We start from the raw sequence: 24,730 nt of genomic DNA, 5'->3' as shown, positions 1-24,730 counted from the left end.
TGGTGGAATTTATGGCAATTGGGACACCTCTCTTAAAGGGAAGTGTGAAATTTTTATTGTTAGGGAGTGGTGAGTTAGGAAAAGAGGTTGTTATTGAAGCTCAAAGATTGGGGATTGAGTGTATAGCTGTTGATAGATACCAAAATGCCCCAGCTATGCAAGTAGCTCACAAAAGCTATGTTATTGATATGAAAGATTATGATGCATTGATGGCAATTATTGAGAGAGAAGAACCAGATTATATTGTTCCTGAAATTGAAGCAATAAATACAGATGCATTAATAGATGCTGAAAAAGAAGGATATAACGTTGTCCCAACAGCTGAAGCTACAAAAATAACCATGAATAGGGAGTTAATAAGAAGATTAGCTGCTGAAAAATTAAAATTAAGAACTGCTAAATATGCTTTTGCAGATTCTTTAGAAGAGTTGAGAGATGCTGTAGAAAAACTTGGTTTGCCTTGTGTAGTTAAGCCAATCATGTCTTCATCTGGAAAGGGGCAGAGTGTGGTTAGAAGTGAGGAAGATATTGAGAAAGCTTGGAAGATAGCTAAGGAAGGTGCAAGAGGAATAGGAAATAGGGTTATTGTTGAAGAGTTTATAAACTTTGATTATGAGATAACTTTATTAACTGCGAGAACTGCTGAGGGAACTAAGTTCTGTGAGCCAATAGGGCATATACAAATAGATGGAGATTATCACGAAAGCTGGCAGCCACACAATATGTCCGATGAATTAAAAGAACAAGCTCAAGAAATAGCTAAGAAGGTTACAGATGCCTTAGGTGGATATGGAATCTTTGGGGTTGAGTTGTTTGTTAAAGGGGATGAGGTTATATTTAGCGAGGTTTCACCAAGACCTCACGATACAGGAATGGTTACAATGATAACCCAAGAGATGAGTGAGTTCGAGATTCATGTTAGAGCTATTTTAGGGTTGCCAGTATCAACAAAACTTATTCATCCAGGGGCAAGCCATGTAATAAAGGCAGAGATAAATAAATATGCTCCAAAATACCATATAGAGGAGGCTTTAAAAGTGCCAAATACTAAATTGAGATTGTTTGGTAAGCCAAATGCAAAAGTTGGTAGAAGAATGGGTGTTGCTTTAGCTTATGCCGATTCAGTAGAGAAAGCAAGAGAATTAGCTGAGAGATGTGCTCATGCTGTAAAAATTGAATAATTTTAATATTCAAATTACATTTATCTCGTGGAAAGTTTTTTATTTTTAATTTAAAGCTTTTTAAAAACTTATTTTTTAATTTTAAGAGTTTTTATCAAATTTCTAAGGGTAGCTTATTTTAATTATTTTAAGTATTTAGATTTATTAAATTATAGAGATTTTTAAAAGATTTTAAATAATTATTTTTAAATCAAAATTTCCCCAATAAATATTTGCATTTTTAAAATTTTAAAACTTTTTAAGATAGAAAATTGAAAAATACACTTAAATTAAAAACTTCGAGGGTTTATAAATAAAATGGGTTATTAACCCTTCGAAAATTATGGTATGAAAAAGCTTAAATATTAGAAGAGATAACATACAAAATGAGCAAAATAATGCCCTGTTAAAATCAGACCGTTTCGGTATGGAAATAACTTTTTCACTTTTTGCTTTTTAGGTGCATATTTTGTTAAAATCAGACCGTTTCGGTATGGAAATGATGATAAAGTTTATATTGAAGAAAAACTTGACGGTGCAGTTAAAATCAGACCGTTTCGGTATGGAAATATTGATATAAAAGCACTATATAACTTTGGTGATTTAGGTTAAAATCAGACCGTTTCGGTATGGAAATGACATGGAGACTAACCCAAGTATTCTCATTGATATGCACAGAAGTTAAAATCAGACCGTTTCGGTATGGAAATTTGATACTATTGATGATACATTAAAACAAGAAATGTTGAATTGTTAAAATCAGACCGTTTCGGTATGGAAATCTATTTCATAAATATCCTCTCCAACAAGTCTTTCTCCACATAGTTAAAATCAGACCGTTTCGGTATGGAAATACATTCATTTGTTCATATAATAATGATATATATAATGTTAAAATCAGACCGTTTCGGTATGGAAATGCAGGTAATAATGATTTATTTGATACTACAATGAAAGTTAAAATCAGACCGTTTCGGTATGGAAATTCAGAAATTAATGCTTTTGTTATATAATGAATGTTTTGTTAAAATCAGACCGTTTCGGTATGGAAATTTGATTTGTCTGGAGACACTTATGAATTTGAAATAGAATTTGGTTAAAATCAGACCGTTTCGGTATGGAAATTCTTAATTTTTTTGTAACAATAACCCCAGATTTTATTTCTATACTCGTTAAAATCAGACCGTTTCGGTATGGAAATTAGGGAGCAGTTAGAGCGTTGGTATAGTATTATTGAACAAACTTATAGTTAAAATCAGACCGTTTCGGTATGGAAATCATGAAATCTTTATGTCTTTGATATGCTTTAACTAATTCATGAGTTAAAATCAGACCGTTTCGGTATGGAAATTTTAGGGCATCAAAGGAAGGCAATATTACAATTTTGTTAAAATCAGACCGTTTCGGTATGGAAACTACTACTTTGAGAGTCCAAGATATGAGTTAGAATGTTAAAATCAGACCGTTTCGGTATGGAAACTTTATCATATACTTTTAAGCTAAGAGTATATATTATGTTAAAATCAGACCGTTACGGTGTAAAAACATAATTTTAATAAATAAAACAAAAATAGGGGAGTATCCCAATAGGGGGTGTAGCCCCCTATGGAATTAGAGCGTTTCGGTTTAAAAATAACTATTTTCTATGAAAATTATTCATAACAATTTTACAAAAAATCTTTTTATTAAAATAAAAAATATTGAAATAATCAAATCTATCTATTTTCAATAACCAATAAAAAGCTTAAATACCTATATCACCACTGTGGGATTATGAAAGTGAGAGAATTAAAAAAGAGGGAAATTAATTTAATAAAAGAGGAATTGAGCAAATACACCAATGAAGATTTTGTTAAAAATTTTGATTATGAGAATTTGGCAGTTTTGGAAGGGAAATGGCTAACTGTTTGTTACACAAATAAACAAACAATAAAGAATTTAAATATGTTTCATGAGATATTTTCAGTGGGCAATGTGTTTGGTGAGATTAAGAGAAAATTTAGATTATCCTTAGAAGGTTTTACATTAATATCTTCCAATATAATAGATAACTACGCAGTTATAAATGAAAAAGGTGAAGTTTTATTTTTGTATGGAAGAGATATCTTTAAAGAATCAATTATTGAGGTCAAAGGTTCTGGAAGAATAGCTGTTTTTAATAAAAATAGAGAATTTTTAGGAATTGGATTCTTTGATGGAAAGATGATTAAAAATATAAAGGATAAGGGATGGTATTTGAGAGAGGGAGGATAACTAAATATTAAAAACTAAACTATTTAAATCTTTGCATTATTATTTAAAAGCTTGAATTATTGAGTAAATTATCATTAATTTAAATTTAATAGGTGGAAATAATGAAAGCAAAAGAATTGGCTCAAAAAATTTTGTTAGATATTTACAGAAACTTAGATGAATTTTCAAAGGATGTAATTAGAGGAGATTTAGCAGATATTGAATTTAAAGGGTTTTATCTAAAAGGAAAAAATGGGGAAAAGGCATATATTAGAAACTTAGATGATTTTGAGAATTTAGAAGATTTTGATGTAGAAATGAGAAAATATAAACTAAAAAGCATCAATTTAAAAAACTTGGATGATGGTTTGATGATAATAAACCTATCCTCAAGAGCAAGTAAAGAGTATAAGTTTGAGGCAAATGAATACTCAATAATCTATCCGTCAAACAATACAACCATAGAGTTTAAAGAGAGAGTATTAAAGTGGATGGAATTAGAAGATGATGAATTAGATGAAAAAATTATAGAGTTTGATACAAAGATGAATGAGATTCTTGAGGAGTTATTAGAAGAGATTGAAATAGATAAAGAAATTTCCGTCTATATCGATGTATTTATGGATGTGAATAAAATAGAAAACTTTGTAGAAAAAGATGAGGATAGAATAATAATCTGGATTCACCCAGTATTTTTATTCTCAAATGATGATGTTTTGAGAGGGCTTTTAGCTTATGAGCTATCAAGATTTAAAAGTAAATTCTTAGAGATTGGATATAGGGATATAATAAAATACTGCAAGGAATTGAAAAAATTAACCAATAAAAAACCAAAAGTTCTTGAAAAAATTAAAGATATTGCAAATAAATATGGAGACATTGATTCTTTAAACTTAATAAATGAAATTGAGAATGAATGATTGGGGAATTTTTATGAGAGTAGGTGTTGTTGGTGGGGGAATATCGGGGCTTTTAAGTGCTCTATCCTTAGAGAGAGAAGGTTATGAAGTTGTGTTATTTGAGAAAGATAAAATAGGTGGATTGTGTAGAAGTGAAAAAATAGATGGTTATCAGGTAGATATAGGAGTTCATGCAATAACCATGCTAAATAACGGACCTTTAACAAGGTTATTAAAAAAATATTCCAAATATTTACCAAACTTTAGGCCGTATGGAGGCTATTATGTAAGATTAAATAATGAACTCCACAAGATACCCGTATCTCTACAAGATTGGCTAACAACCCCTATAATTCCACATAAGGATAAGATATTGATTACAACAAAGATAATGGATTTGATGAGTACTGGATTTGAAAAGGATGTTTCTGTTTATGATGTGGTAAAAACATTGGGTTTGAGTGATATATCCTTAAAATTTTTTGACACAATTTCTTATTTTTTGTCTGGAGAAAATATGGAAAATACACCATTATGGAGGTTATTTACAGGAGCTGGATATATTCCTGAAGATGATATATTGCCTTTTATTTATAAAGATTCTAAGATAAACCCAATGAAGTCAATATTAACAAAAAAAATCAATCCTGAGAGGATAAAAAGTATATTATCAAAAGGATTTTTGAAAACCATTAAAGATGGCTCTAAAAACTATATATCAAAATTTGTAAGTGGGGGGAGATATTCAACTCAAGGTTATCCACTTGGAGGGATTCAATCAATAACCAACTGTATATTGAACTCCTTAGAGAATACTGAAATAAAATATGAAGAAGTTATTTCAATTGAAAAAGAAAAGAGCTATGTTATTGGAACTAATGAAGACAGCTACAATGTTGATATGGTCGTTTTCTCAGCACCTTCGAGAACTCTCCCTGATATAGCAAAAAATATTGATGAAATAAAAAAATTAGAGAAACATCTAAGAAATATAAAATTTACAAACTCTTTAACTGTGTGGTTTGGTATTGATGAAGAAAAAAACCCTTTAAATTATGTTGGTTCAGAGATTTGGATAGACCCGCCTGCGTGGGCAAAGTGTATAACCAATTACGATAAATCCCTTGCTCCAAAGGGAAAAGCATTGATAGGAGTTTCATTTGTCAATAAAACAGAGAAAGAGGCTTATGAAGCTATTGAAAAATATCTAAACATAGATGTTGACAAAGCTGATTTTTTGCATATACAGAAGGCAGTTCCTGAGCAGGCATCTTGCTGTATAGGGCAGTTTTTTGTTTATCCAAAAATAAATGATAGTTTTTATGTTGTTGGAACTGATGCAGACCCAAGAAGTATGGGAATTACAAGAGCCGCTTATTCAGTTGAAGTCATGCTCTCTGAGTTGTTGAATATAGCCAACTGTCAAAGGTTTAATTTAAAAAGGCATCTGTAAAAACCATTTATGGTTTTTACATGAAGTTCCTTAGGAGATATTTAATTTATTTGACAGTTGGCTATAAAAAATCTCTTTAATTCTTCTAATCCAATACCTTTATCAGCAGAGATTTTTAATATTTTATCAACTCCAACCTCTTTTAATTTCTCTTCAATCTCTTTAATCCTCTCCTCATCCACTAAATCAATTTTGTTTATAGCTACAACAATAGGGGCTTTAAACAGCTCTTTTATTTCTTTCAATAGATTTATCTGCTCCTCTATAGTATAACCACAAAATTCACTGGCATCTATTATAAATAAAATCAAATTAGCTAAATAGTTTAGAGCCAAAATTGCCTGCAACTCGATATCATTCCTCTCATATAAAGGCCTATCTAATAGCCCAGGAGTATCAACCATCTGAATTGCTTCCATATAACCAACATTTATTCCCTTAGTTGTGAAAGGATAGCTATTTATTTCAACATCAGCTCCAGTGAGTTTTTTTAATAATGTTGATTTACCAACGTTTGGATAACCTGCTATAACTACTGTTGGTAAATCCTTAAATGTTGGTAAATCTTTTAACTTCTCTCTTGCTACAGCAACAAATGCCATCTCTGGATGAATCTGCTCTAATATAGATTTAACCCTACCAACAAATTCCTTCCTTAACTTTCCTGCCTGTTGTGGAGTTCTTGCTGCTCTAATTTTTCTTGCATATTCATTTCCTAATTTTCTAACCAATTCAGATGCCCATTTAAATGCTCCCATTGATTTTTTGAAATCATCTATTCCTACTAAAACCTCAACCATCTCTTGATAAAATTTAGGAAGCTTTCTTACTGGAGGAGTTTTATCTATAACTTTTTGTAGATTATCGGCAACAACTGAGGCAATAGTTCTTACTTTATGCTCTTCCACAAATCTTGCTTTCAATAGCCATGGTAATTCTTTCTTTCTCATCTCACTCGCAACCTTTTCCCCTCTTCTTAAAGCTTTAGCCATCAATTCATCAGGCATTAGGATTGTTGGCATTTTTTTGAATGGATTGGCATCTCTACTCATAATTATCACCAAAAAAGTTTTTAATCCCAAAATAGGATTTGTGATAAAAAGTAAGATAAAATAAATCTAAAAATGATTTTGATTTTTATTTATTTAAAATTTTCACCACTCCTGTATTTCCATCAACAACAATCTTATCTCCAGTTTTTATTTTCTCAATATCTACTCTATCAACTAATGGAATCCCTCCTAAAATAGCTCCAGTAGCGACTATTGGCTCACATTCTTTATTAACTATTCCTTTTAAAATTCCTCTTTTTGCTAAACCATATATTACATAAGAACCAACAGTACTTCCCTTACCATATGGGAAGACGAAAATTTTTCCTTTTAATGATTGTCCATATAAATCACTGTCCTTATCTATAATATTTCCCTCTTTATCAACACCCCCTAAAAAAGAGAAAGGTTCTTTTGAAACAATTGCTATCCCTTCAACAACACCTTTTGAAATACCTCTACCTTTTAATTCCATAATAATCCCTTTAAATTTCATTCAAAAACTACTTCATTTAAAAACTTCTCACAATAATAGCATCTAATCTTTAATGGGTTTTTACTCTCTATTTTAAATTTCCCCCTAATTTTTTCTTTATTTGTTATGCAATTGGGATTTGTACATCTCAATATTCCCTCTATATTATCTGGAATTTGTGGTTTAAGTTTTTCAACAACGACTCCATCTCTAATAATATTGATAGTCACATCTGGAGATATTAGAGATATTTTATCTACATCTTCTTTTTTTAATTCAATTCCTTCAATTTTTAAAATATCTTTCTTCCCTTTCTTTTTTGATGGGACATTTATAGCTATCATCACAGAAGTTTCTTTTGGGACATTTAAAACTTTAAAAACCATTAATGCTTTTCCTGCATCTATATGGTCAATTACAGTCCCATTTGTAATTTTCTTTACTTTCAACTCACCCATAAGAATCACTTATTAATTAAATTAAAAATATTAAATGTAAAAATAAAGCTTTAAAAAGTAGGATTAAGAAAAATTAGGAAATTACTCCTCCTTCTTAAACTCTTCTGGATTAAATTCTTCAGGGAACTGTCCTTTAACTACTCTACCAGCATATTTTGGGTGGTGTTTTTCATAGTCAGCTTCTAATTGTCTTAATACTGACTCTAATGATTCTTTCAATATATCAATGAACTCCCATCTTTCATGCTCTGAGACATAAGCTATGTCTTCTCCTTCAGCTTCTAATTTATTTGGTAATGAAGCTTTTGGTCTACCTTCTCCAACATATAATTTATTTGGTGTTTTAACATAGGTTGTTATTCTGTAGTATGGAATTCCTCCTTTATCCCTATCTTTTTTAATGGTTATTTTTATCCAGTGGATTTTTCCTGTATGTTTAACCATCTTCTTAACTTCTGTTGCAATAATTCTCTCAGCGAGGTCTTTAAATTCAGGGTCTAACATACCATGCAATTCAATTTCAATCATTGCCCCTTTCTTCAAATCAGCAATATACTTTATAATGTCTAATCTTGTAACAATTCCTCTCAATGATTTTCCTTTAACTACTGGAACTCCTCTAATATCGTATTCCTGCATAACTCTTGCAGCATCTGCGGCAGTAGCATCAATACCTACTGTTATTAATGGGGTGTTCATAATCATCTTAACTGGCTGTCCCATTCTTGGAACTTTCTCTCCTTTAAATTCACCAACAGTCATCTTCTTCTTAGGTTTAAAGACTTTCTTTAATATATCAACTTCAGTAACCATTCCAATTGGGTTTCCTTCATCATCTACTACAACTAATCTACCAATGTTGTTATCTCTCATTAAAGCCCTTGCCTTACCAATTGAATCATCTTCTTTTATTGTTATAACATTCCTTGTCATTATCTTTGTAACTTTTGTATCTTTCATTATTTTTGATTTTGCAGCCCTTGCCATGATGTCATAGTCAGTTATAATCCCAACCAACTTTCCTTCATCATTTACAATTGGTGCTGCTCTCTGCCCACTATCTAACATCTCGCAAACTGCATCTAAGAATGGTGTTTCTTCGTGTATGCAATGTGCTTTATACATTAATGAACCAACTTCTTCATGTGTTGATGATGCCAACAACAAATCTCTCATGCTTATTAAATAGTATTCTTCTTTACCATCCTTATTATCAACAACTATTAAGTGGTGAAATCCATTCTCTTCCATTATTCCCATTGCCTTTGAGACAGGTGTATCAGGTGTTACTGTAACTACATCTCTTGTCATTATTTCTTTTACTGGTTCATTTAACATCAATCCCACCTTTTAACAGAATTTTTTGATGATTAATATTATAACACATTTAATATTTAAACTTTAACTGCAGAATATGGAATTTAACTTATGTTTTTGTATATTTTATGTTTAAATGTTTAAATGTATTAAAAAAGAGAAATTTGAGTTATATAGTTTTTTGCAAAACATTTTGGAATAAATAAGGCATTTATGAATGCCTTCCCAAAGGTAAGCATTCAAATCTTCCATTTTAATTTTAATAACTTTTGCAAAAAACTATAGTTCAATTTCATCTATTTTTATTTTTTTACTTGCTTTTCTATCAGCCCAGCATTGAATACAAATTCCTACTGGTAAAGAAGCTGTGTGGCAGCCAGCTATTTCAATAAATACATCTAAGGCAGTTGTATCCCCACCCAAACCCATAGTTCCTATTCCTAAGCTATTTATCTTTTCTAACAACTCTTTTTCAAGCTCAGCTATTTCTTTATCTTTATGTCTTTCCCCTATTTTTCTTAATAATGCTTTTTTAGCTAATTTTAATGCTACATCTGCAGTTCCACCAATACCTATTCCAATAACTATTGGTGGGCATGGCTTACCTCCGGCATTGACTATAGTTTCTAAAACAAAATTTTTTATTCCTTCTATGCCATCAGATGGCTTTAACATCTTTAAAGCACTCATATTTTCGCTTCCCGCCCCTTTTGGAAATGCAATTATTTCAATCTCTCTATCTAAGTTTTCATCAAACTCTATATTTATAAATGGGGCATTTAATCCAACATTTGTTTTAAAATTCTCTCTTGTTAAAGGATGGACTACATTAGGCCTTAAAGGAATCTCTTCTGTTGCTTTTTTTACACCCTCTTTTATTTCCTCAATGATTTTCATTATTTCAGAGGAATTTATATTCTTTCCAATTTTTAAAAATATTATTGGAACACCAGTATCTTGACATAAAGGAACTTGTTTTTCTTCAGCAATTTTATTATTTTCTATAATTGCCTTTAGAGTGTTTTTTGATATTTCACTACTTTCTTTAATACATGCCTCTTTTAATGCATCTTTTACATCTTTTGGTAGGTAAATAACTGCTTCTCTAAACAATTCAACAACTACGTCAGATATTTTCATTCTTTCACCAAAATCATATTTTTGTGCCCATACAAATATAAACAAAAACAATATTTATTGCTAACTTTAAAAAATCTTTATAAATAAATATCATCTTTTACAAATATAAATAAAAAATAAAAGAAAAATAAATAACATTTGTGATAATATGATTGAATTGTTACAATCACTACTTGAAATCTTAACAATATTAAGAGATGTGTTAGATAAAAGTATCGAACAAATTAATCGGAAAAAATTAAAAAGTCAATTAATAAGGTTATTAGAACTTGAAATCATCAGCTTAAAGATTTCTATAGACAATTCTATAAAAAGTATTCAAAAATTAAATGCTATCCTTGAAGATATAAATAATCTAAAAGAACCTGAAAAAGAAGCTGAAATGCTGGCATGTGAAATTAGCAACAATGTAAATAAAATAGCGTATTCTTTATCCAATATATTAAAAATATACTCCAATCATAAAGAAGAATTTCATAAAGTATTGGGTAATGATGAAGCAAAAATATTCCTTGATGGTCTTGCTAATACATTTAAAGCAGATAATGGAAGATACTCTATTGATTTTGATACGTTTATTGATTATTTAATTTATGGGCTTAGAAGTTTTGAATTTAAAAAAGAGGAGAAAAATGTATATATTGGGTTAAGTAATTGCATATTCAATATTTGTTTTAGATTGCTCTTAAACTGCACTAACGATGAGGACTCTAAGAAGTATATGCCATTTATCAACACATTTAACAAAAAAATTAATGAGTGTTGCCCAATACTCAACGAACTGGGGAATGCCATACTTAAGAAATTTCAGTTGTTATTGGATATAGAATCCATTCTCCCTCAATAATGACATATTTATATTCTCTTCAATAACTCTTTTGGATAATCCAACAATGTCTTTTCCAACTCTTTATTTGTTAATCCTGCCCCTAAACCAACTTTTTTTGCAAACTCAGCATCAATTAAATCTCCTGGAGCGTGAGTATCTGTATTTATCAAAGTTTTTAATCCAAATTCTCTCGCAATATTAGCTACAAAACCATTTGTTATATTATGCCCTCTTCTCGAAGTAATTTCAACAAATATATCATTTTCTTTTAAATTTTCAGCAATTTCTTTATCAATAAATCCTGGATGAGCTAAAATATCAACATCTTCAGATATTGAGGCATAGTAATTGGTTTTTTCCTCAACTGGTTCAACAACTGTTTCCCCATGAACTACAACAATCTCAGCCCCTAAATCCTTAGCTTTTTTTGCCATTTTTGGAATGGATTTTGGTGGGATGTGAGTTAACTCTACACCAACAATAACAATAATATCATCCCAGTATTTTTTTAACTCTTCTTTGGCAATAGTAGTTTTTTCAATCAATTCTTTATAATTACTAAAGTCAGCATGGTCTGTTATAGCTATAGCTTTATGTTTTAAAACCTTAGCCCTTCTAACTAACTCTGATGGAATTAATTCCCCATCACTAAAAACTGTATGCGTATGGAAATCAAATCTCAAACTATCACCTTTATTTATATAGTCAAAAATGCAGCTCCTAATAGTATGCTGTATATTGATGGCATAAATACTTAAGTAAATAATTTCTTAAAAATTACCAAAATAAATATATTATTTTATTTTCTGATTTTTTAATAGAATAATGAAAATTTACAAAATTTAAATTGTCTGGTGAATTATTTATGTATAGTATAAAGATGAGGGCATCAAAAAATGGAAAACACATTTCTGGGGCGGAGAGAATTGTAAATAAAGAAGAAATTGAAGATGTTGCAAAAGAATTAATTAGGAGAGCCTTAACACATGAAAATGGAAGTCCAGATTTTATAAATATAAAAATTGAAGAGATTAAGGAAGAGATAGAATACATTAACCACTTGCCAATAAAAACAATAAAATGCAGAAATAAAGAAGAGGCAAGAGAAAAGGCAAGGGAAATATTAAGAAATGAGGGAATTCTTGATGAAGTAATCGACTATGCATTTAAAATTATCGATAAAGGAGGAATGAGAGGGGCGGCAATTTTAAATTTAAGAGGAGAGAGGTTAGAGCCAGATAAAGAAAGGGGGGTTAGGGTTAAAAACATTGATACAACAAAAGAATTAAAAGAGAAAATCCTAAAAGAAAAATTGGGGACAGAAAGAACTGTTGATGCCATTGCAATAGCATCTAAGGTTATTCATTTGGGAATTATAGCGGAGCTCTGCACTTCAGATAATAAAAGTTACACAACTGGCTACGTTGCAACAAAAAAAGGATATTTCAGGATTACAAATTTAAAAGAAAAAGGAGAGAATGGAGGAAGAGTATTTTTTGTCAAAGATGATGTTGATGTGGAGGATTTAATAGATAAATTAGAAAACAAGCCATTCATTATAAAATAAAAAGGGATTTTTATGTTTAGGGAAAAATTGAGAAGAGAAATTGAAATAATAAAAAGCAATGGATTGTATAGATTTTTGAGAAAAAAAGAAAATAATATTTTGGATTTTTCTTCAAATGATTACCTATGCCTATCAAAGCATCCGGAAGTTGTTGAGGCAGTTAAAGAAGGACTAAAATATGGAGTTGGTTCAACAGGTTCAAGATTAACATCTGGAAATATAAACCATCAAAGATTGGAGGAGAAGATAGCGGAGTTTAAAGGAACAGAAAGAGCTTTAGTTTATTCATCTGGCTATGCTACAAATGTTGGGGTTGTCTCTGCTCTTTGCAAAAAAGGAGATTTAATTTTAAGTGATAAATTAAATCATGCATCAATTATTGATGGTTGTAGGTTAAGTAAAGCAGATGTTTTAATTTACAATCATTGTGATGTAGAGCATTTAACCAATTTAATTGAGGAGAATTGGAAAAAATACAACAATTTATTTATTATAACTGATGGTGTTTTTAGTATGGATGGTGATGTTGCCCCTCTTAGAGATTTAAAGAAAATAGCGGATGAGTTTAATGCTATTTTAATTATTGATGATGCCCATGGAACAGGAGTTTTGGGAGATGGGAAAGGGACATTAAAACACTTCAATTTAAAACCCTCTGACAACATTATCCAAATTGGGACTTTATCAAAGGCTATTGGGGGATTAGGAGGATTCGTCTGTGGGATTGAGGAGGTTGTAGAGTATTTAATAAACACTTCGAGGAGTTTTATTTTTTCAACTGCTCTGCCCCCTCATGTTGTTGAAGGTTGCATTAAAGCATTTGAAATTATTGAAGAGACTGATATAGTTAAAAAGCTTCAAAAAAACATAAAAATAGCAAATGATGTTTTTAAAAAATATGGATTTATTAAAAATAACAATATAACACCAATCTATCCATTCATTTTTAAAGAAAAAACTATGGAGATAGCTGAGCATCTAATAAAAAATAATATCTTCTGTGTGGGAATTAGGTATCCAACAGTTCCAAAAGGTTTAGAAAGAATAAGAGTAAGTATAAATGTTGGACATAAAAAAGAAGATTTTGAATTGTTGTGTGGGAAGATTAGAGAGGTTTATAATTAGAAATTAATACTTCTCTCTTTTTAGTTTCTTTCTAAATGAAATAAAGCATTTATTTGTATTTTTTTACCAATGATAATTGCGATTATAATAATTACGATTATCATTATTTTGTGGATAAGTTATTTAAACAATAGATTAAAAATTTTGATAGGGTGGGATGATGATATTTGTGACAGGAACAGATACTGGTGTAGGGAAAACCTATGTTTCATCAATTTTGGCAGAGAATTTAAAGAAAATAGGCGTTAATGTTGGATATTTAAAGCCAGTTGAGACAGGGGGGAGAGAAGATACATTAACTTTAAAAAATATTCTAAAAACTGACGATGATTTGGATTTAATGAATCCTATTAATTTAAAACTTCCCTTATCCCCAAATATTGCGTTTGAAGTTGAAAATTACAACATCTCTTTAGATGAGATAAAAGAGAAAATAAAAAATGCTTATAATATTTTAAAGGAAAAATATGATTTTTTGATTGTTGAAGGAGCTGGAGGGGTTTGTGTTCCAATAAAAGAGAACTTTTTAATGAGTGATTTGATTAAATTTTTAGATTTAGATGCGGTTGTTGTTTCAAGACCTAATTTAGGGACTATTAACCACACTTTACTAACTGTTGAACATTTGAGAAATAAGGGGATTAATGTTAGAGGGGTTATTATCAACTGCATAACTGATTTGAGTGAAGTTCTTTATTATGAGAAAACCTTTGAGACAATTGAAAAAGTTGGAAATATTGAGATAATTGGAATTGTTAAAAATAGAGAAGATTTTGAAATTGATTTTGAGAAAATAATGTAAAATTTAATATATAAGAGGTGGTGTTTATGAAAAACCCAGAATTACTTGATAAATGGGATAAGGAATATGTTTGGCATCCTTATACGCAAATGAAAGAGTATAGAGAATCAAAAAACTTAATTATAGAGAGAGGAGAGGGGAATTATTTAATTGATATTTATGGAAATAGATATTTGGATGCTGTCTCATCTATATGGTGTAACCTATTTGGACATAGTAGAAAGGAAATTATTGAAGCAATAAAAAATCAGGCAGATAAAATCTGTCACTCAACACTTTTAGGCTGTGGAAACGTCCCTTCTATTTTATTGGCAAAAAAATTAATAGACATTACTCCAAAGCATTTAACAAAAGTGTTCTATTCTGAGGATGGTGCAGAAGCTGTTGAAATTGCAGTTAAGATGGCATTTGAGTATTATGTTTTGAGGGGAGATAAAGGAAGAACTAAATTTATTTCAGTTAAAGAGGGTTATCATGGAGATACTGTTGGAGCAATGAGTGTTGGAGGTAGTGAGCTTTTCCATGGGGTATTTAAACCGCTATTATTTAAAGGTTATCATGCAGACCCTCCTTACTGTTACAGATGCAAATACTACAACTTCAGAGATACTGATGAGAGAAATGAAAAAGGCTGTGGAATGGAGTGTTTAAATGAAATTGTTGAGTTAATTGAGAAACATAGCGAGGAGGTATTTTGCGTTATCCTTGAAGGAGGAGTTATGGGCTCTGCTGGAATGATACCATTTCCAGATGGGTATATTGAGGGAGTAGCAAAGGCATGTAAGGAGAATGATGTAATCTTTATTCTTGATGAGGTAGCAACTGGATTTGGAAGAACTGGAAAAATGTTTTTCTGTGATAATGAAGAGCTAAAAAAATTAGAAAAACCAGACATTCTCTGCCTTGGGAAAGGGATAACTGGAGGGTATTTGCCATTAGCAGCAACACTTACAACTGATGAAATATACAATATGTTCCTTGGAGATTTTGGAGAGAGTAAGCAGTTTTACCATGGGCATACATACACTGGAAATCAACTTTTATGCTCTGCTGCATTAGCAACATTAGAGATTTTTGAGAAAGAAAATGTAATAGAAAATATTCAACCAAAAATAAAGCTTTTCCATGAAGAACTTAGAAAATTAAAAGAACTTGAACATGTTGGGGATATTAGGGGAAGAGGCTTTATGGTTGGAATTGAACTTGTAAAAGATAAAGAAACAAAAGAGCCCTACCCTTACGGATATAAAGCTGGCTATAGAGTTGCAGATAAATTACTTGAAAAAGGTATCTACATGAGACCAATAGGTAATGTAGTCATATTAGTTCCACCATTATCAATAACAGAGGAAGAAATTATTTATCTCTGTAATGCGTTGTATGATGCTATAAAGGAAGCAGATTTATAAAATTTTTGTGAATTACTCTTTTTTTAGTTTAAATGTTTTAAATATTATTCTAAACAAATCAGTAGAGTTAATTATTTGTTTTTTATTTGTAAAACCGTAATATTTATTAAATATTATACTCGAAATTATTATTGTAAATATCCAACCACTAAAGATTGTAAATAAATGTGGTGAACAATATGGAAGAAAATTGGTATTACACAAACTCATTTTTAATAAACAAACATTTTATTGATGTTGTTTCAAAAAATTGTGTAAGAATAGTGTGTAAAATTAATTATTTGGATGAAAAAGAAGATATTGAGAAATTACTCTATTCAATTGTTGCGACTCTTGGGGGAGTTTATATTGGAGATTACAATCCATTAAAAAATGAATTTTCGTTTTATATTTGGAAAAGGATATTAAATAAAAAAATAAAAGATTTAAAAAGTGAGGAGTTAGAAAAGAGAATGAAAGATTTGGGAATTAAGGATATAAAAAATAAAACATTATTGGATTATGTAACGAAAAAATATGAAAGTGAAATCAATTTTGAGATTATTAATGAAGAAAAAGTAAATTGGTATGAATTAAATTGGGAAACTAAAGAGAAGATAGTTTTAGGAGCGATTAAGGCCCATCCTGCAATAAGAAAGTTAATAGAATATAAAGAAGAAGAACTTTCAGAAGATATTGGACAAAAAATACTAACATACTTTACTATAACAGTTGAATCTGACGAAAATGAGAACTATTTTTTAGTAGTTATGCCAAAGCATAGAATTATAAGCTCAGAAACTATATATGAAATGTTAAAAAGTAATAAAATCGATATCGATAAATTAAAAAGAGATTTATTAGAAGGTAATGTCTTTATTACTACATCAAGAAAAGGAGCAAAAAGAAAAAAAGTAAAAATTAAGAAAATTATAAATCCTAAGGAAAAAGAATATTGGAAATATGTTGAAGATATAAATAATTACTATAAAGAAAAAGGTATACCTATCAGAGTAGGGGGAGAGGATATTCATTGCTATATACTCATTGGAGAAGAGAAAAGAGACATATACCATACTAAAAATGCCTTATTGTATAAGGGAATTGATGAAAAAACTCAAAAGATTATTTTAGATAGAGGTAAATTTTTATATGAATTAGAAACAGTAAAACAAATTTTAGGTATGTACGGAAATCTTATTGACTTTGACGGAGAATTTTCAAATATTCTTACAAAAGATGGGTATGTAATGGCACAACTTTCCACAGTTCCAAAAATAAATATAAAATTAAGAACAAAAAACGGAATTAAAACATATAACTACTTAAAACTAATGTATTTATTTGACTGGATTTTTAATAAAAGGTTGAATGATAGAGAAATATTTCTCCCATTAGTAATTCCACCAATGCTGAAAGAAAAAGAAAAAATTGGTATTTATATATTCTACTCTAATATTTCAGACGTAGAGTTAAATTTCATAAAAGATATTTTTAGAAAATTGTCAATCTTACATAAATTAGACAAAAACATTCCAAAAATTGAAATAAAATTAGAAAAAGAAATAGATTTTGAGGATTATGCTAATTCTCGTGCAATAATAACTCAAACAGTTTTAAATAATTTAGAAGAAAAAGAACAACCATTTTTAATTTGTATCTCTCCAAAACTTCCAAATAATGAATTTGATGAATTAAAATCTCATCTTTTCTCCTATCAACAAACAACATTTCATCAATTTATGTATCCATTTAATTTAAAAAGATGTTTAAATGACGATGATTTTAAAAAACCATTTATTAACAGCATCTTATCCCAGTTCTTTCACAAAATGGGGATGTATTTATTTTCTTTCAGTGAGGAGTTGGGAGATTATGATTTTATAATTGGGTATGATATTACCAAAGAAAAAGATGAAAATGATAAAATGAAAGGCATTGGTGGTTCTGCTATAATTTATAACTGTCATGGACATGTTATTACAACTGTAACTTTTGAAGATGTCCATACATCAAGTGAAATTGCAAAATATGATAAATTGTTTGCAAAAGTCTATAGTGAATTAGTTCCACACTTAAACCTAAATAACAAAAGAAAAATTAAAATTCTCCTACTAAAAGATGGAAGAATATTCAAAAAGGAATTAGAAAAATTATCCCTAATATCAAAAAAGTATGGTTTTGAAATTATATATATTGATGTCAGGAAATCTACAAAATTAAGATTCTTTGATATTAAAAATGATATTAAAAATAAAAAAGCAGTTCCTGAAGGTAAAAATGCATATACAAAATTCGGGAGGGCATATTATGTTTCATCTCATTATTATAAAAGATTTTTAAAACAACCTATTAAAATTGTAGAAAAATACCACATTGATGATGGAAGTTATAAGAGAGTAAAAATTGAAGAAAAAGATATAAAACAGCTAATACTGCTGACTAAAATTAATTTCTCTCAACTTATGCCTGATAAAATGAAACTACCAGCTCCTGTGCATTATGCTCATAAACATGTAAATGCAGTTAGAAGAGGATGGAAAGTAGATGACAAAACTATATTAAGAAATGGATGCCTACCAACAATTTAAATTTTTAAGATTTATCCTTAATAATTCTTCTTAAGTTGATTGATAATATAGAGCTAATCTTATTAATTTGCTCTTCAGAAATTTCTACTTTTTTCTGTAGTAATTTTGATACATCAATCTCTATATAATCTTCACCAACATCTCTTGGATGTATTGGAGATATTTCATTAAACACAGAAAAAACTGGACAAAAGTCGTGGCAATATAGGCAATATACACATTTTTCTGGATTAATTTTTGGTATTTTGTCTTTAACATAGTTTTCAGTTATTTTAACTGGCTCAATTGGAATCATCTCAATTGCATTAGTTGGGCAAACATTAGCACATCCTTCACAACCAATGCAGAGCTCTTCAATAACTGTTTTTGGAATCTTAACAGTTCCTGTTAATATTGCTTTTCTCATCTCTAAGCTTGTGTATCTTTCAGACCCAAAGATAATTCTCTCTAAGTTCTCATATATCCCAGTCAAAAATATTTTGGCAAAATTTTTTAATTCAGCCAACTTAATCACCAAAAATTTTATTCTTTCACTTTCCACTTTCTATGTAGATATATAGCTTTAGTTGGGCAAATATTGTAACATGCAGAGCAAAACTCACATTTATTAGTATTAATAACTCCATAATCAATGCAGTTGTTTGGACAGACCTTGTTGCAGAGACCACATTTTATACAGAAGTCCATATCAGTCCTAATAAATGAGTTTTCTCTATCAACGATTTTTTTATAGCCAGTTGTGTTTGGAATCACATCTCTTGGGCAGTGGATAGCACATGTTTCACAAGCTATGCAATTATCAGTGAATAAAACTTCCCCATTACTTCTATCTATTATTATAGCGTCTCTTGGACATACATTTGAACATGTTCCACACAATATACAATTTTCATCCTTAATTTTCTCCAATTTAACTGTTGTTATTGATATTGCTTCTTCTGGACAGTTATTTATACAAATTCCGCACAATGAGCATCCACCAACAACTCTATCATCTTTAACTCTTCTAACATCGTTTGGACAAACTTCTATGCATTTCATACATTTCCAACAAACGTCTGGGCTGTAATATAGATGCCCCTCCTCAAACCTTAAAGCCCCACTTGGGCAATGTTCTGCACATAATCCACAATTTATGCAATAACTTGTTGGTTGAGATTTTTTATCTTCTTTAACTTTAATAACTTTAAAGTTTTCAACTTTTAAAGCATCATTTGGACAAACTTCTATGCATTTTAAACAGAGAATGCATTTATTATAATCAACTTCTCCATCTTTAATGGCATCTTTTGGACAAACCTCTCCACATAAATTACAGGATGTGCATGCGTCTATAGAATCTGGGATTATTGTTTCTCTTGGACAGAGATAAGAGCATCTTAAACATCCAACGCATTTATCTCTATCAATTTTAATAGATTTTCTTTCAACTCTCTCAACAATGTTTTTTGGTGTTTTAGAAATTTCCATTAATTTAATTTTCATAAGATTTTCTAAGATTTTTAAATATCTATCTGCTAATCCTTCTCTTTTGTTGTATAACAATTCATAAGAGCTAACTCTTGCATTATATGGGCAGACTTCAACACAAACCCCACACATTGAACAAATACCCATTGGAAATTTTTTTCCATCCTTTTCTACAATTTTTATAATTCCTATTGGGCAGGCATTAGCACAAATTCCACAGCCATTACATCTCCTTCTATCTACATAATAGCCTCCAAACTTGTTTCTTTTAATTGCTTTATTTGGACAGGCTCTTGCACATTCTCCACACGTTAAACATGTGAAACTTTTATTGTTTAGCAAAAATATTGCATTTGTAGGACATGCTTCCATGCATTTTGCAGTTTTATGATAAAATGGGCAGGATTTGCATTTCTCTTCTACCCTACATTTGTCCAATATGGTTATAATCATAATATCACCAAAAATATTAAATTAAGGCATTTTTCCTCCAAATAATCTATTTCCTATAATTATTCCAATTACTGCAGAGAGATATGAAAAAGATAAAGGCAGTAAATCATAATATGGGAATTCTTTCAGAAAATAGGCAATAACTATGGCTAAAATTAAATATCCAAAAATATTCTTTATCTTATATCTGTATTTAGCTCCTATCAATACTCCAAACAAAAATGCAAGAATTGATGGATAATATAAATAGTTTGACAATATTGTTTCTAACATCCTATCCACCAGGTTATTATTTTAGCTTTTCCTCTGACTTTTTAATTTTTTCAATAATAACCTTCTCACAAGATAGCAAGAAAGCAGCTGTTGATAATCCAGCTAAAACTTTCAATCCAACAGCTATATTTAGATATGGGATTATTCCTGCTGTTATAATTTCCTTTGGTGCAGGAAATACAGTAAATCCATTAATTTCTGTGAAGTTGAATAAATAATAACCTCCAATAACCATCCCAGCAACCCCAAACAATAAATAACCCAAAGCCCCCAATGCCTCTAATTTTTCTAAAAACTTATGTTCAAACCATAATGGACTGTTAGAACCAAAGGCAATAACTGATAATATTAATGAAGCCGCTATCAAAGCCCCTCCTTGGAAACCTCCTCCAGGTGTTATATGTCCTCCTAATACAGTTATAATTCCCAAAGCAACCATTAAAACGCTCATAGGAAATGCCAAAAATTTAATTATTGGTGTAAATTCTCCCCAACGTTGAAGTGTTATATAATCATCTGACTCTGGGGCATGAAACAGCTCTTTTAAATATGTATTATCATACAATGATTTCCCAAACACAATCCAAGAGACCATAACAGCAACAACCAAAACCAAGCACTCTCCTAAGGTATCGTAAGCCCTCCAATCAAATATTACAGCACATACATAGTTTGGAATAATGTAATGTGTAAGATAAACACTATTAACTCCAGGATTCACTTGCATGTTTGCTAAGCTGTATAAAATACTTGCCCCAAATATAAAGAAAGATAAGGCAACAACTAAATCTCTTTTAGAGCTCATTTTACCACCTTTAGTATAAAATTAAATTTAAGTGATAGTTGTCATATAGATGCTGAATGCTATTGCTCCTAAAAATATAGAGAGCCAAAATAATTGGTAGTTTATAGCGTTTGAGTTTTCTTCCTTAAACTTAAAAATTAAAGGTGATATTGCTAAAGAAAATGCTAAAGTAGCTAAAGCAAACAATGTCATTAAAGTTTTCCCATAAACTCTACCAATAATCAAAGCTCCAAATATAAACAATAAATATAAAGTGAATTCTCCAGTAAATACTGCCCCAACTGTAATACCATCCCCATGTTCTTCTTTATCCAACTTTTTTTGAAAGTCATTATAATCCATAAAATCCACCCAAAATTAAGTTATTTTAAGTTATTTCAGGTAATAATTAACCCCTATCTCTTTTGCATAGTCCCAGAGATAGTTTATTACGATATCTGGATAGATACCAATTATTATACAGAGAGCTGTCAATACAAATAAGCTAAAGACAGCAAGTTTAGGAACTTCCTTATTTTCATACTCTTTTAAAGTTTCTTCATCAACTGGCTTTAAGTAAATTAGATAGAATGCTTTCATCATAGAGACAAAGGTTCCAATACTAACAATAATCATTATTATGGTTATTTCTGGCATATTCACTTGCATAGCCGCTTGGGCAAGCATCCACTTGCTTTGAAATCCATTAAATGGTGGAATTCCACTTATTGCAAGCTTAGCACACAAAACCATAAACGCTACAGAAGGCATTAAAGGCAATAAACCTCCTAATTTATGTAAATTACTTCCTCTCTTACAACTTACAATATAAGCCCCCAAAAACAAGGCAGATTTATAAATAACGTGGTTTATTGCATGGAAAATACCAGCAACAATTCCTAATGGTGTTCCTAAAGCTAAACCAGTAGCTACATATCCTCCTTGGCTTATAGCGTGATATGCCAACAGCTTTTTATAATCACTCTGCAATAACGCCATCACAACCCCAAATACCATTGCCAAGACTCCCAAAGCAATTAAAACACCATGAGCACTTGCAAAATAATCTAATCCATTAAATAATTTTAGAATAATTAGCATTAAGCCAACTAATACAAATTTTGAGTATGTCTGCAACATAGCAGAGATAAACCCTTTAGACCTTGCATACAAATCAGCTTTAACGTTGTGGAATGGTGGCAACCCAGCTCCATAAGCTAAACCAATAATTAGCAACAACAAACCTCCATAAATCATTGGGTTATCAACTAACAGATAGTTTTTCATGTCTGTAATGTTTAAAGTTCCAGTTGAAGCTAATAAAAAGGCAATTCCTAATAGCATTAAGGCTGCCGCAACATTCCCCATTATCATGTATCTTAATCCTGCTTTGTAAGCTTCTTCAGTTCCAGATAAAAACACCAATCCAGCTTGAACAATTGAAACTATCTCAAAGAACACATACAAGTTAAAGATATCATCAGCCAAAACAATTGCCGCAATACTCGCAAATCCCATTAATGATAGGGTAACAAACATATTATTTTTTAATTTCTCCCCCATTCCTGTAATTAAAACAAGAGAGGCAATTAAAGACAGAGTTACAATAACTGCCTGCTTTGCTGGATTATATAAATAAGCAATACCAGAAACCCAGCCATCAACAACTCCATGCCCACCAAAGTAGTAATAACCATATTGACTAATAAATGGCAAAACAATCAAAATAGCAGCTGTAATAAATGTTATATATTTCACAGCTTTCTCTTTTCCATGTAATAAATTCATTATTATTGCCATGATTAATGGAAACACAATTATCATTGGCAAGTAGTTCATCCTCTCCCTCCAATCTTTTAGAGAAAGTTAAATAGAATTTAATCCTCTTTTAATATTACAGAGCTTTTAAGTGTTTTGTATTTTTTATATAAAATTATAGAAACTCCAAGCATCACAGCAAGCATTGATGCCTCTATAACGATATTTGTTAAAACTAATGCATGTGTTAATGGATAGGCAGATTCTTTAGCAAAAACCTCTACAGAAACACCAGGAAGTTTTATTGGAATTGTTCCACCATTGTAACCAATAGTTATGAGGGCTAAATTAACTCCACTACCTAAAATCTCTAAAGCTATAATTTTTTTCAAAACATTATCAACAAAAAACACACCATACAACCCAATAATAACTAAAAGTCCAGAAGTGATGAATGATGCCATCTGAAAATCCATCCTATCCACCAATAATTTATCATTATTATTAATGACAGATTAGGTTTAACAGTATATAAATATTACGTTGTAACCCAAAAAGGTAAAAGCTATTAAAAATATAATCTTAATTTGGAACTTAAAAACAACTTTTAAATTAAAAAATAGGATGGTGTTAGATATGAAGTTTGGTGTTTCATCATTAGTTTTTTTACCAGAAAGTTTAACTTCTTCAATGGAAAAAATTGCAGAACATAATTTCGATGCATGGGAAATAGTTTGTGAAGGAAATCACTACTTATCTGCAAAGAACATAAAGTATCTTATGGAACTAAGAGATAGACATGAAGTTGAGATTATAGTCCATGCACCTTTTTCAGATTTAAACCCTGCATCAATGAATGAGAGAGTTAGAAGATTAACAGTTGAGTGTATTAGAGATGCTATAGAAGGTGCTTTTGAACTTGATTCTGAAGTTGTTGTGGTTCATCCTGGCTATATTCCAGAGCTTTGGAGTAACTATGTAAATGATATATTAGACAACAATTTCTCAACACTTTCTGAGATTGTAGAGATAGCTGAAGATTATGGAATAAAAATTGGTTTAGAAAACATGCCAAACTTTAGAGGGCTTTTAGGAATAACTCCAGAATCTTTGTTAGAGATTGTTAAAGACATTGACTCAAAGAATTTAGGGATAACGTTTGATATAGGGCATGCAAACACTGCAGGAAATCCTTCTGAATTTATTGAAAAACTGCAGAATATTGGAATTGGGATTATACATGTGCATGCACATGACAATAACGGCTATGATGATGAGCATTTGAAAATTGGGGAAGGAAACATTAACTTTATTGAAGTCCTTGAAAAGCTAAAAGAAATTGGATATGATGGAGTGATTAGCATAGAAAATAAGAATGTTAGAGATGCTGTAAAGAGTAAGGAAATGTTAAAAGAGTATCTGGAAATTGTTAATGAGAAAATGGCTGAAAAGAGGAAAATAGAGGAATAATTATTATTTTTTATTTTTTATTTATTTTGGTGGT

At 30.3% G+C, this 24,730-nt stretch carries 24 protein-coding genes and 1 CRISPR repeat array; of the genes, 11 read left to right on the top strand and 13 right to left on the bottom strand.

The genetic code is table 11. The features are described from left to right. Positions 1 to 11 precede the first annotated feature (11 nt). The 4 genes from purT (at position 12) to JH146_RS01695 (ending at position 5,744) form a co-directional block, all read left to right on the top strand. On the top strand, positions 12 to 1,181 hold the full coding sequence (purT, locus tag JH146_RS01710) for a phosphoribosylglycinamide formyltransferase 2 (protein ID WP_048201383.1): 1,170 nt from the start codon (positions 12 to 14) through the stop codon (positions 1,179 to 1,181). Positions 1,182 to 1,565: 384 nt separating this feature from the next. Beyond that, positions 1,566 to 2,706: direct repeats of the CRISPR family, unit length 30 nt; unit sequence GTTAAAATCAGACCGTTTCGGTATGGAAAT. 227 nt (positions 2,707 to 2,933) lie between these two features. Beyond that, positions 2,934 to 3,413, top strand: a complete 480-nt coding sequence (locus JH146_RS01705) for a PUA domain-containing protein (RefSeq protein WP_048201382.1) — start codon at positions 2,934 to 2,936, stop codon at positions 3,411 to 3,413. 101 nt (positions 3,414 to 3,514) lie between these two features. Then, on the top strand, positions 3,515 to 4,312 hold the full coding sequence (locus JH146_RS01700) for a hypothetical protein (RefSeq protein ID WP_048201381.1): 798 nt from the start codon (positions 3,515 to 3,517) through the stop codon (positions 4,310 to 4,312). Positions 4,313 to 4,325: 13 nt separating this feature from the next. Beyond that, entirely contained in the window at positions 4,326 to 5,744 is a 1,419-nt protein-coding gene (locus JH146_RS01695; RefSeq protein ID WP_048202576.1) for an NAD(P)-binding protein, read from the top strand. 41 nt (positions 5,745 to 5,785) lie between these two features. Here JH146_RS01695 and JH146_RS01690 read toward each other — a convergent pair whose 3' ends face one another. The 5 genes from JH146_RS01690 to JH146_RS01670 all read right to left on the bottom strand — a co-directional run bounded on the left by JH146_RS01690 (position 5,786) and on the right by JH146_RS01670 (position 10,186). After that, a complete protein-coding gene (locus JH146_RS01690; protein WP_048201380.1) occupies positions 5,786 to 6,796 on the bottom strand; it encodes an NOG1 family protein in 1,011 nt (336 codons plus the stop codon). 85 nt (positions 6,797 to 6,881) lie between these two features. Next, on the bottom strand, positions 6,882 to 7,271 hold the full coding sequence (locus JH146_RS01685; protein ID WP_048202575.1) for a DUF126 domain-containing protein: 390 nt from the start codon (positions 7,269 to 7,271) through the stop codon (positions 6,882 to 6,884). Between the two features lie 17 nt (positions 7,272 to 7,288). Beyond that, positions 7,289 to 7,729, bottom strand: a complete 441-nt coding sequence (gene pyrI / locus JH146_RS01680) for an aspartate carbamoyltransferase regulatory subunit (protein ID WP_048201379.1) — start codon at positions 7,727 to 7,729, stop codon at positions 7,289 to 7,291. A gap of 81 nt (positions 7,730 to 7,810) precedes the next feature. Next, on the bottom strand, positions 7,811 to 9,067 hold the full coding sequence (locus JH146_RS01675) for a CBS domain-containing protein (RefSeq protein WP_048201378.1): 1,257 nt from the start codon (positions 9,065 to 9,067) through the stop codon (positions 7,811 to 7,813). A 258-nt stretch (positions 9,068 to 9,325) separates the two neighbouring features. Then, entirely contained in the window at positions 9,326 to 10,186 is an 861-nt protein-coding gene (locus JH146_RS01670; RefSeq protein WP_048201377.1) for a fumarate hydratase, read from the bottom strand. Positions 10,187 to 10,334: 148 nt separating this feature from the next. Here JH146_RS01670 and JH146_RS01665 point away from each other — a divergent pair, with 148 nt between their 5' ends. Then, positions 10,335 to 11,033, top strand: a complete 699-nt coding sequence (locus tag JH146_RS01665) for a hypothetical protein (RefSeq protein ID WP_048201376.1) — start codon at positions 10,335 to 10,337, stop codon at positions 11,031 to 11,033. Positions 11,034 to 11,041: 8 nt separating this feature from the next. Here JH146_RS01665 and JH146_RS01660 read toward each other — a convergent pair whose 3' ends face one another. Beyond that, positions 11,042 to 11,698 (bottom strand): histidinol phosphate phosphatase domain-containing protein, encoded by a 657-nt coding sequence (locus JH146_RS01660; RefSeq protein ID WP_048201375.1) that lies wholly within the window; start codon positions 11,696 to 11,698, stop codon positions 11,042 to 11,044. A gap of 182 nt (positions 11,699 to 11,880) precedes the next feature. Between JH146_RS01660 and JH146_RS01655 the strand changes: the two genes are divergently transcribed. The 5 genes from JH146_RS01655 (at position 11,881) to JH146_RS01635 (ending at position 18,488) form a co-directional block, all read left to right on the top strand. Continuing rightward, positions 11,881 to 12,582, top strand: coding sequence for a 6-carboxyhexanoate--CoA ligase (locus JH146_RS01655; protein WP_048201374.1), 702 nt, complete (start codon positions 11,881 to 11,883; stop codon positions 12,580 to 12,582). A gap of 12 nt (positions 12,583 to 12,594) precedes the next feature. Further along, positions 12,595 to 13,707: an 8-amino-7-oxononanoate synthase gene (gene bioF / locus JH146_RS01650; protein WP_048201373.1), complete on the top strand. Its 1,113-nt coding sequence runs from the start codon at positions 12,595 to 12,597 to the stop codon at positions 13,705 to 13,707. Between the two features lie 160 nt (positions 13,708 to 13,867). Continuing rightward, a complete protein-coding gene (gene bioD / locus JH146_RS01645) occupies positions 13,868 to 14,509 on the top strand; it encodes a dethiobiotin synthase (RefSeq protein WP_048201372.1) in 642 nt (213 codons plus the stop codon). Positions 14,510 to 14,535: 26 nt separating this feature from the next. Next, positions 14,536 to 15,918 carry an adenosylmethionine--8-amino-7-oxononanoate transaminase gene (gene bioA / locus JH146_RS01640; protein ID WP_048201371.1) on the top strand — a complete coding sequence of 461 codons (1,383 nt, stop codon included), beginning with the start codon at positions 14,536 to 14,538 and terminating at the stop codon, positions 15,916 to 15,918. A gap of 179 nt (positions 15,919 to 16,097) precedes the next feature. Continuing rightward, complete coding sequence (locus tag JH146_RS01635) at positions 16,098 to 18,488, top strand: Piwi domain-containing protein (RefSeq protein ID WP_048201370.1); 2,391 nt, start codon at positions 16,098 to 16,100, stop codon at positions 18,486 to 18,488. 4 nt (positions 18,489 to 18,492) lie between these two features. Here JH146_RS01635 and JH146_RS01630 read toward each other — a convergent pair whose 3' ends face one another. Genes JH146_RS01630 through JH146_RS01600 form a run of 7 tightly spaced genes read right to left on the bottom strand, consistent with a single transcriptional unit; the run spans position 18,493 to position 23,702 of the window. Then, entirely contained in the window at positions 18,493 to 19,002 is a 510-nt protein-coding gene (locus tag JH146_RS01630) for a 4Fe-4S binding protein (protein WP_236953690.1), read from the bottom strand. 8 nt (positions 19,003 to 19,010) lie between these two features. Continuing rightward, complete coding sequence (locus tag JH146_RS01625; protein WP_048201368.1) at positions 19,011 to 20,411, bottom strand: 4Fe-4S binding protein; 1,401 nt, start codon at positions 20,409 to 20,411, stop codon at positions 19,011 to 19,013. A gap of 21 nt (positions 20,412 to 20,432) precedes the next feature. Continuing rightward, on the bottom strand, positions 20,433 to 20,684 hold the full coding sequence (locus tag JH146_RS01620; RefSeq protein WP_081874447.1) for a hypothetical protein: 252 nt from the start codon (positions 20,682 to 20,684) through the stop codon (positions 20,433 to 20,435). A gap of 16 nt (positions 20,685 to 20,700) precedes the next feature. Continuing rightward, positions 20,701 to 21,489, bottom strand: coding sequence for a Na(+)/H(+) antiporter subunit B (locus JH146_RS01615; protein ID WP_048201367.1), 789 nt, complete (start codon positions 21,487 to 21,489; stop codon positions 20,701 to 20,703). A 27-nt stretch (positions 21,490 to 21,516) separates the two neighbouring features. Next, on the bottom strand, positions 21,517 to 21,831 hold the full coding sequence (locus JH146_RS01610; protein WP_048201366.1) for a hypothetical protein: 315 nt from the start codon (positions 21,829 to 21,831) through the stop codon (positions 21,517 to 21,519). Between the two features lie 30 nt (positions 21,832 to 21,861). Continuing rightward, positions 21,862 to 23,307 (bottom strand): energy conserving hydrogenase EhbF, encoded by a 1,446-nt coding sequence (ehbF, locus tag JH146_RS01605; protein WP_048201365.1) that lies wholly within the window; start codon positions 23,305 to 23,307, stop codon positions 21,862 to 21,864. A gap of 38 nt (positions 23,308 to 23,345) precedes the next feature. Further along, positions 23,346 to 23,702, bottom strand: a complete 357-nt coding sequence (locus JH146_RS01600; protein WP_048201364.1) for a cation:proton antiporter subunit C — start codon at positions 23,700 to 23,702, stop codon at positions 23,346 to 23,348. A 160-nt stretch (positions 23,703 to 23,862) separates the two neighbouring features. On the opposite strand from JH146_RS01600, the gene JH146_RS01595 reads away from it, so the two are divergent. Continuing rightward, positions 23,863 to 24,696, top strand: coding sequence for a sugar phosphate isomerase/epimerase family protein (locus tag JH146_RS01595; RefSeq protein WP_048201363.1), 834 nt, complete (start codon positions 23,863 to 23,865; stop codon positions 24,694 to 24,696). Positions 24,697 to 24,730: the final 34 nt, after the last annotated feature.

Origin of the sequence: Methanocaldococcus bathoardescens (assembly GCF_000739065.1) — an archaeon.
GTDB lineage: Archaea > AGJL01 > Methanococci > Methanococcales > Methanocaldococcaceae > Methanocaldococcus > Methanocaldococcus bathoardescens.
The sequence above is the reverse complement of the archived record's forward strand: the minus strand, read 5'-3'. Positions and strand labels throughout refer to the sequence as shown.

Coding starts and splice junctions, on each gene's coding strand:
- JH146_RS01705 (WP_048201382.1), top strand. CDS start 2,934: ATGAAAGTGAGAGAATTAAAAAAGAGGGAAATTAATTTAATAAAAGAG.
- bioF (WP_048201373.1), top strand. CDS start 12,595: ATGTTTAGGGAAAAATTGAGAAGAGAAATTGAAATAATAAAAAGCAAT.
- JH146_RS01635 (WP_048201370.1), top strand. CDS start 16,098: ATGGAAGAAAATTGGTATTACACAAACTCATTTTTAATAAACAAACAT.
- JH146_RS01690 (WP_048201380.1), bottom strand. CDS start 6,796: ATGAGTAGAGATGCCAATCCATTCAAAAAAATGCCAACAATCCTAATG.
- purT (WP_048201383.1), top strand. CDS start 12: ATGGCAATTGGGACACCTCTCTTAAAGGGAAGTGTGAAATTTTTATTG.
- JH146_RS01670 (WP_048201377.1), bottom strand. CDS start 10,186: ATGAAAATATCTGACGTAGTTGTTGAATTGTTTAGAGAAGCAGTTATT.
- JH146_RS01700 (WP_048201381.1), top strand. CDS start 3,515: ATGAAAGCAAAAGAATTGGCTCAAAAAATTTTGTTAGATATTTACAGA.
- JH146_RS01655 (WP_048201374.1), top strand. CDS start 11,881: ATGTATAGTATAAAGATGAGGGCATCAAAAAATGGAAAACACATTTCT.
- JH146_RS01665 (WP_048201376.1), top strand. CDS start 10,335: ATGATTGAATTGTTACAATCACTACTTGAAATCTTAACAATATTAAGA.
- JH146_RS01625 (WP_048201368.1), bottom strand. CDS start 20,411: ATGATTATAACCATATTGGACAAATGTAGGGTAGAAGAGAAATGCAAA.
- JH146_RS01595 (WP_048201363.1), top strand. CDS start 23,863: ATGAAGTTTGGTGTTTCATCATTAGTTTTTTTACCAGAAAGTTTAACT.
- JH146_RS01695 (WP_048202576.1), top strand. CDS start 4,326: ATGAGAGTAGGTGTTGTTGGTGGGGGAATATCGGGGCTTTTAAGTGCT.
- bioD (WP_048201372.1), top strand. CDS start 13,868: ATGATATTTGTGACAGGAACAGATACTGGTGTAGGGAAAACCTATGTT.
- ehbF (WP_048201365.1), bottom strand. CDS start 23,307: ATGAACTACTTGCCAATGATAATTGTGTTTCCATTAATCATGGCAATA.
- JH146_RS01685 (WP_048202575.1), bottom strand. CDS start 7,271: ATGGAATTAAAAGGTAGAGGTATTTCAAAAGGTGTTGTTGAAGGGATA.
- pyrI (WP_048201379.1), bottom strand. CDS start 7,729: ATGGGTGAGTTGAAAGTAAAGAAAATTACAAATGGGACTGTAATTGAC.
- JH146_RS01675 (WP_048201378.1), bottom strand. CDS start 9,067: ATGTTAAATGAACCAGTAAAAGAAATAATGACAAGAGATGTAGTTACA.
- JH146_RS01600 (WP_048201364.1), bottom strand. CDS start 23,702: ATGGATTTTCAGATGGCATCATTCATCACTTCTGGACTTTTAGTTATT.
- bioA (WP_048201371.1), top strand. CDS start 14,536: ATGAAAAACCCAGAATTACTTGATAAATGGGATAAGGAATATGTTTGG.
- JH146_RS01610 (WP_048201366.1), bottom strand. CDS start 21,831: ATGGATTATAATGACTTTCAAAAAAAGTTGGATAAAGAAGAACATGGG.
- JH146_RS01615 (WP_048201367.1), bottom strand. CDS start 21,489: ATGAGCTCTAAAAGAGATTTAGTTGTTGCCTTATCTTTCTTTATATTT.
- JH146_RS01620 (WP_081874447.1), bottom strand. CDS start 20,684: ATGTTAGAAACAATATTGTCAAACTATTTATATTATCCATCAATTCTT.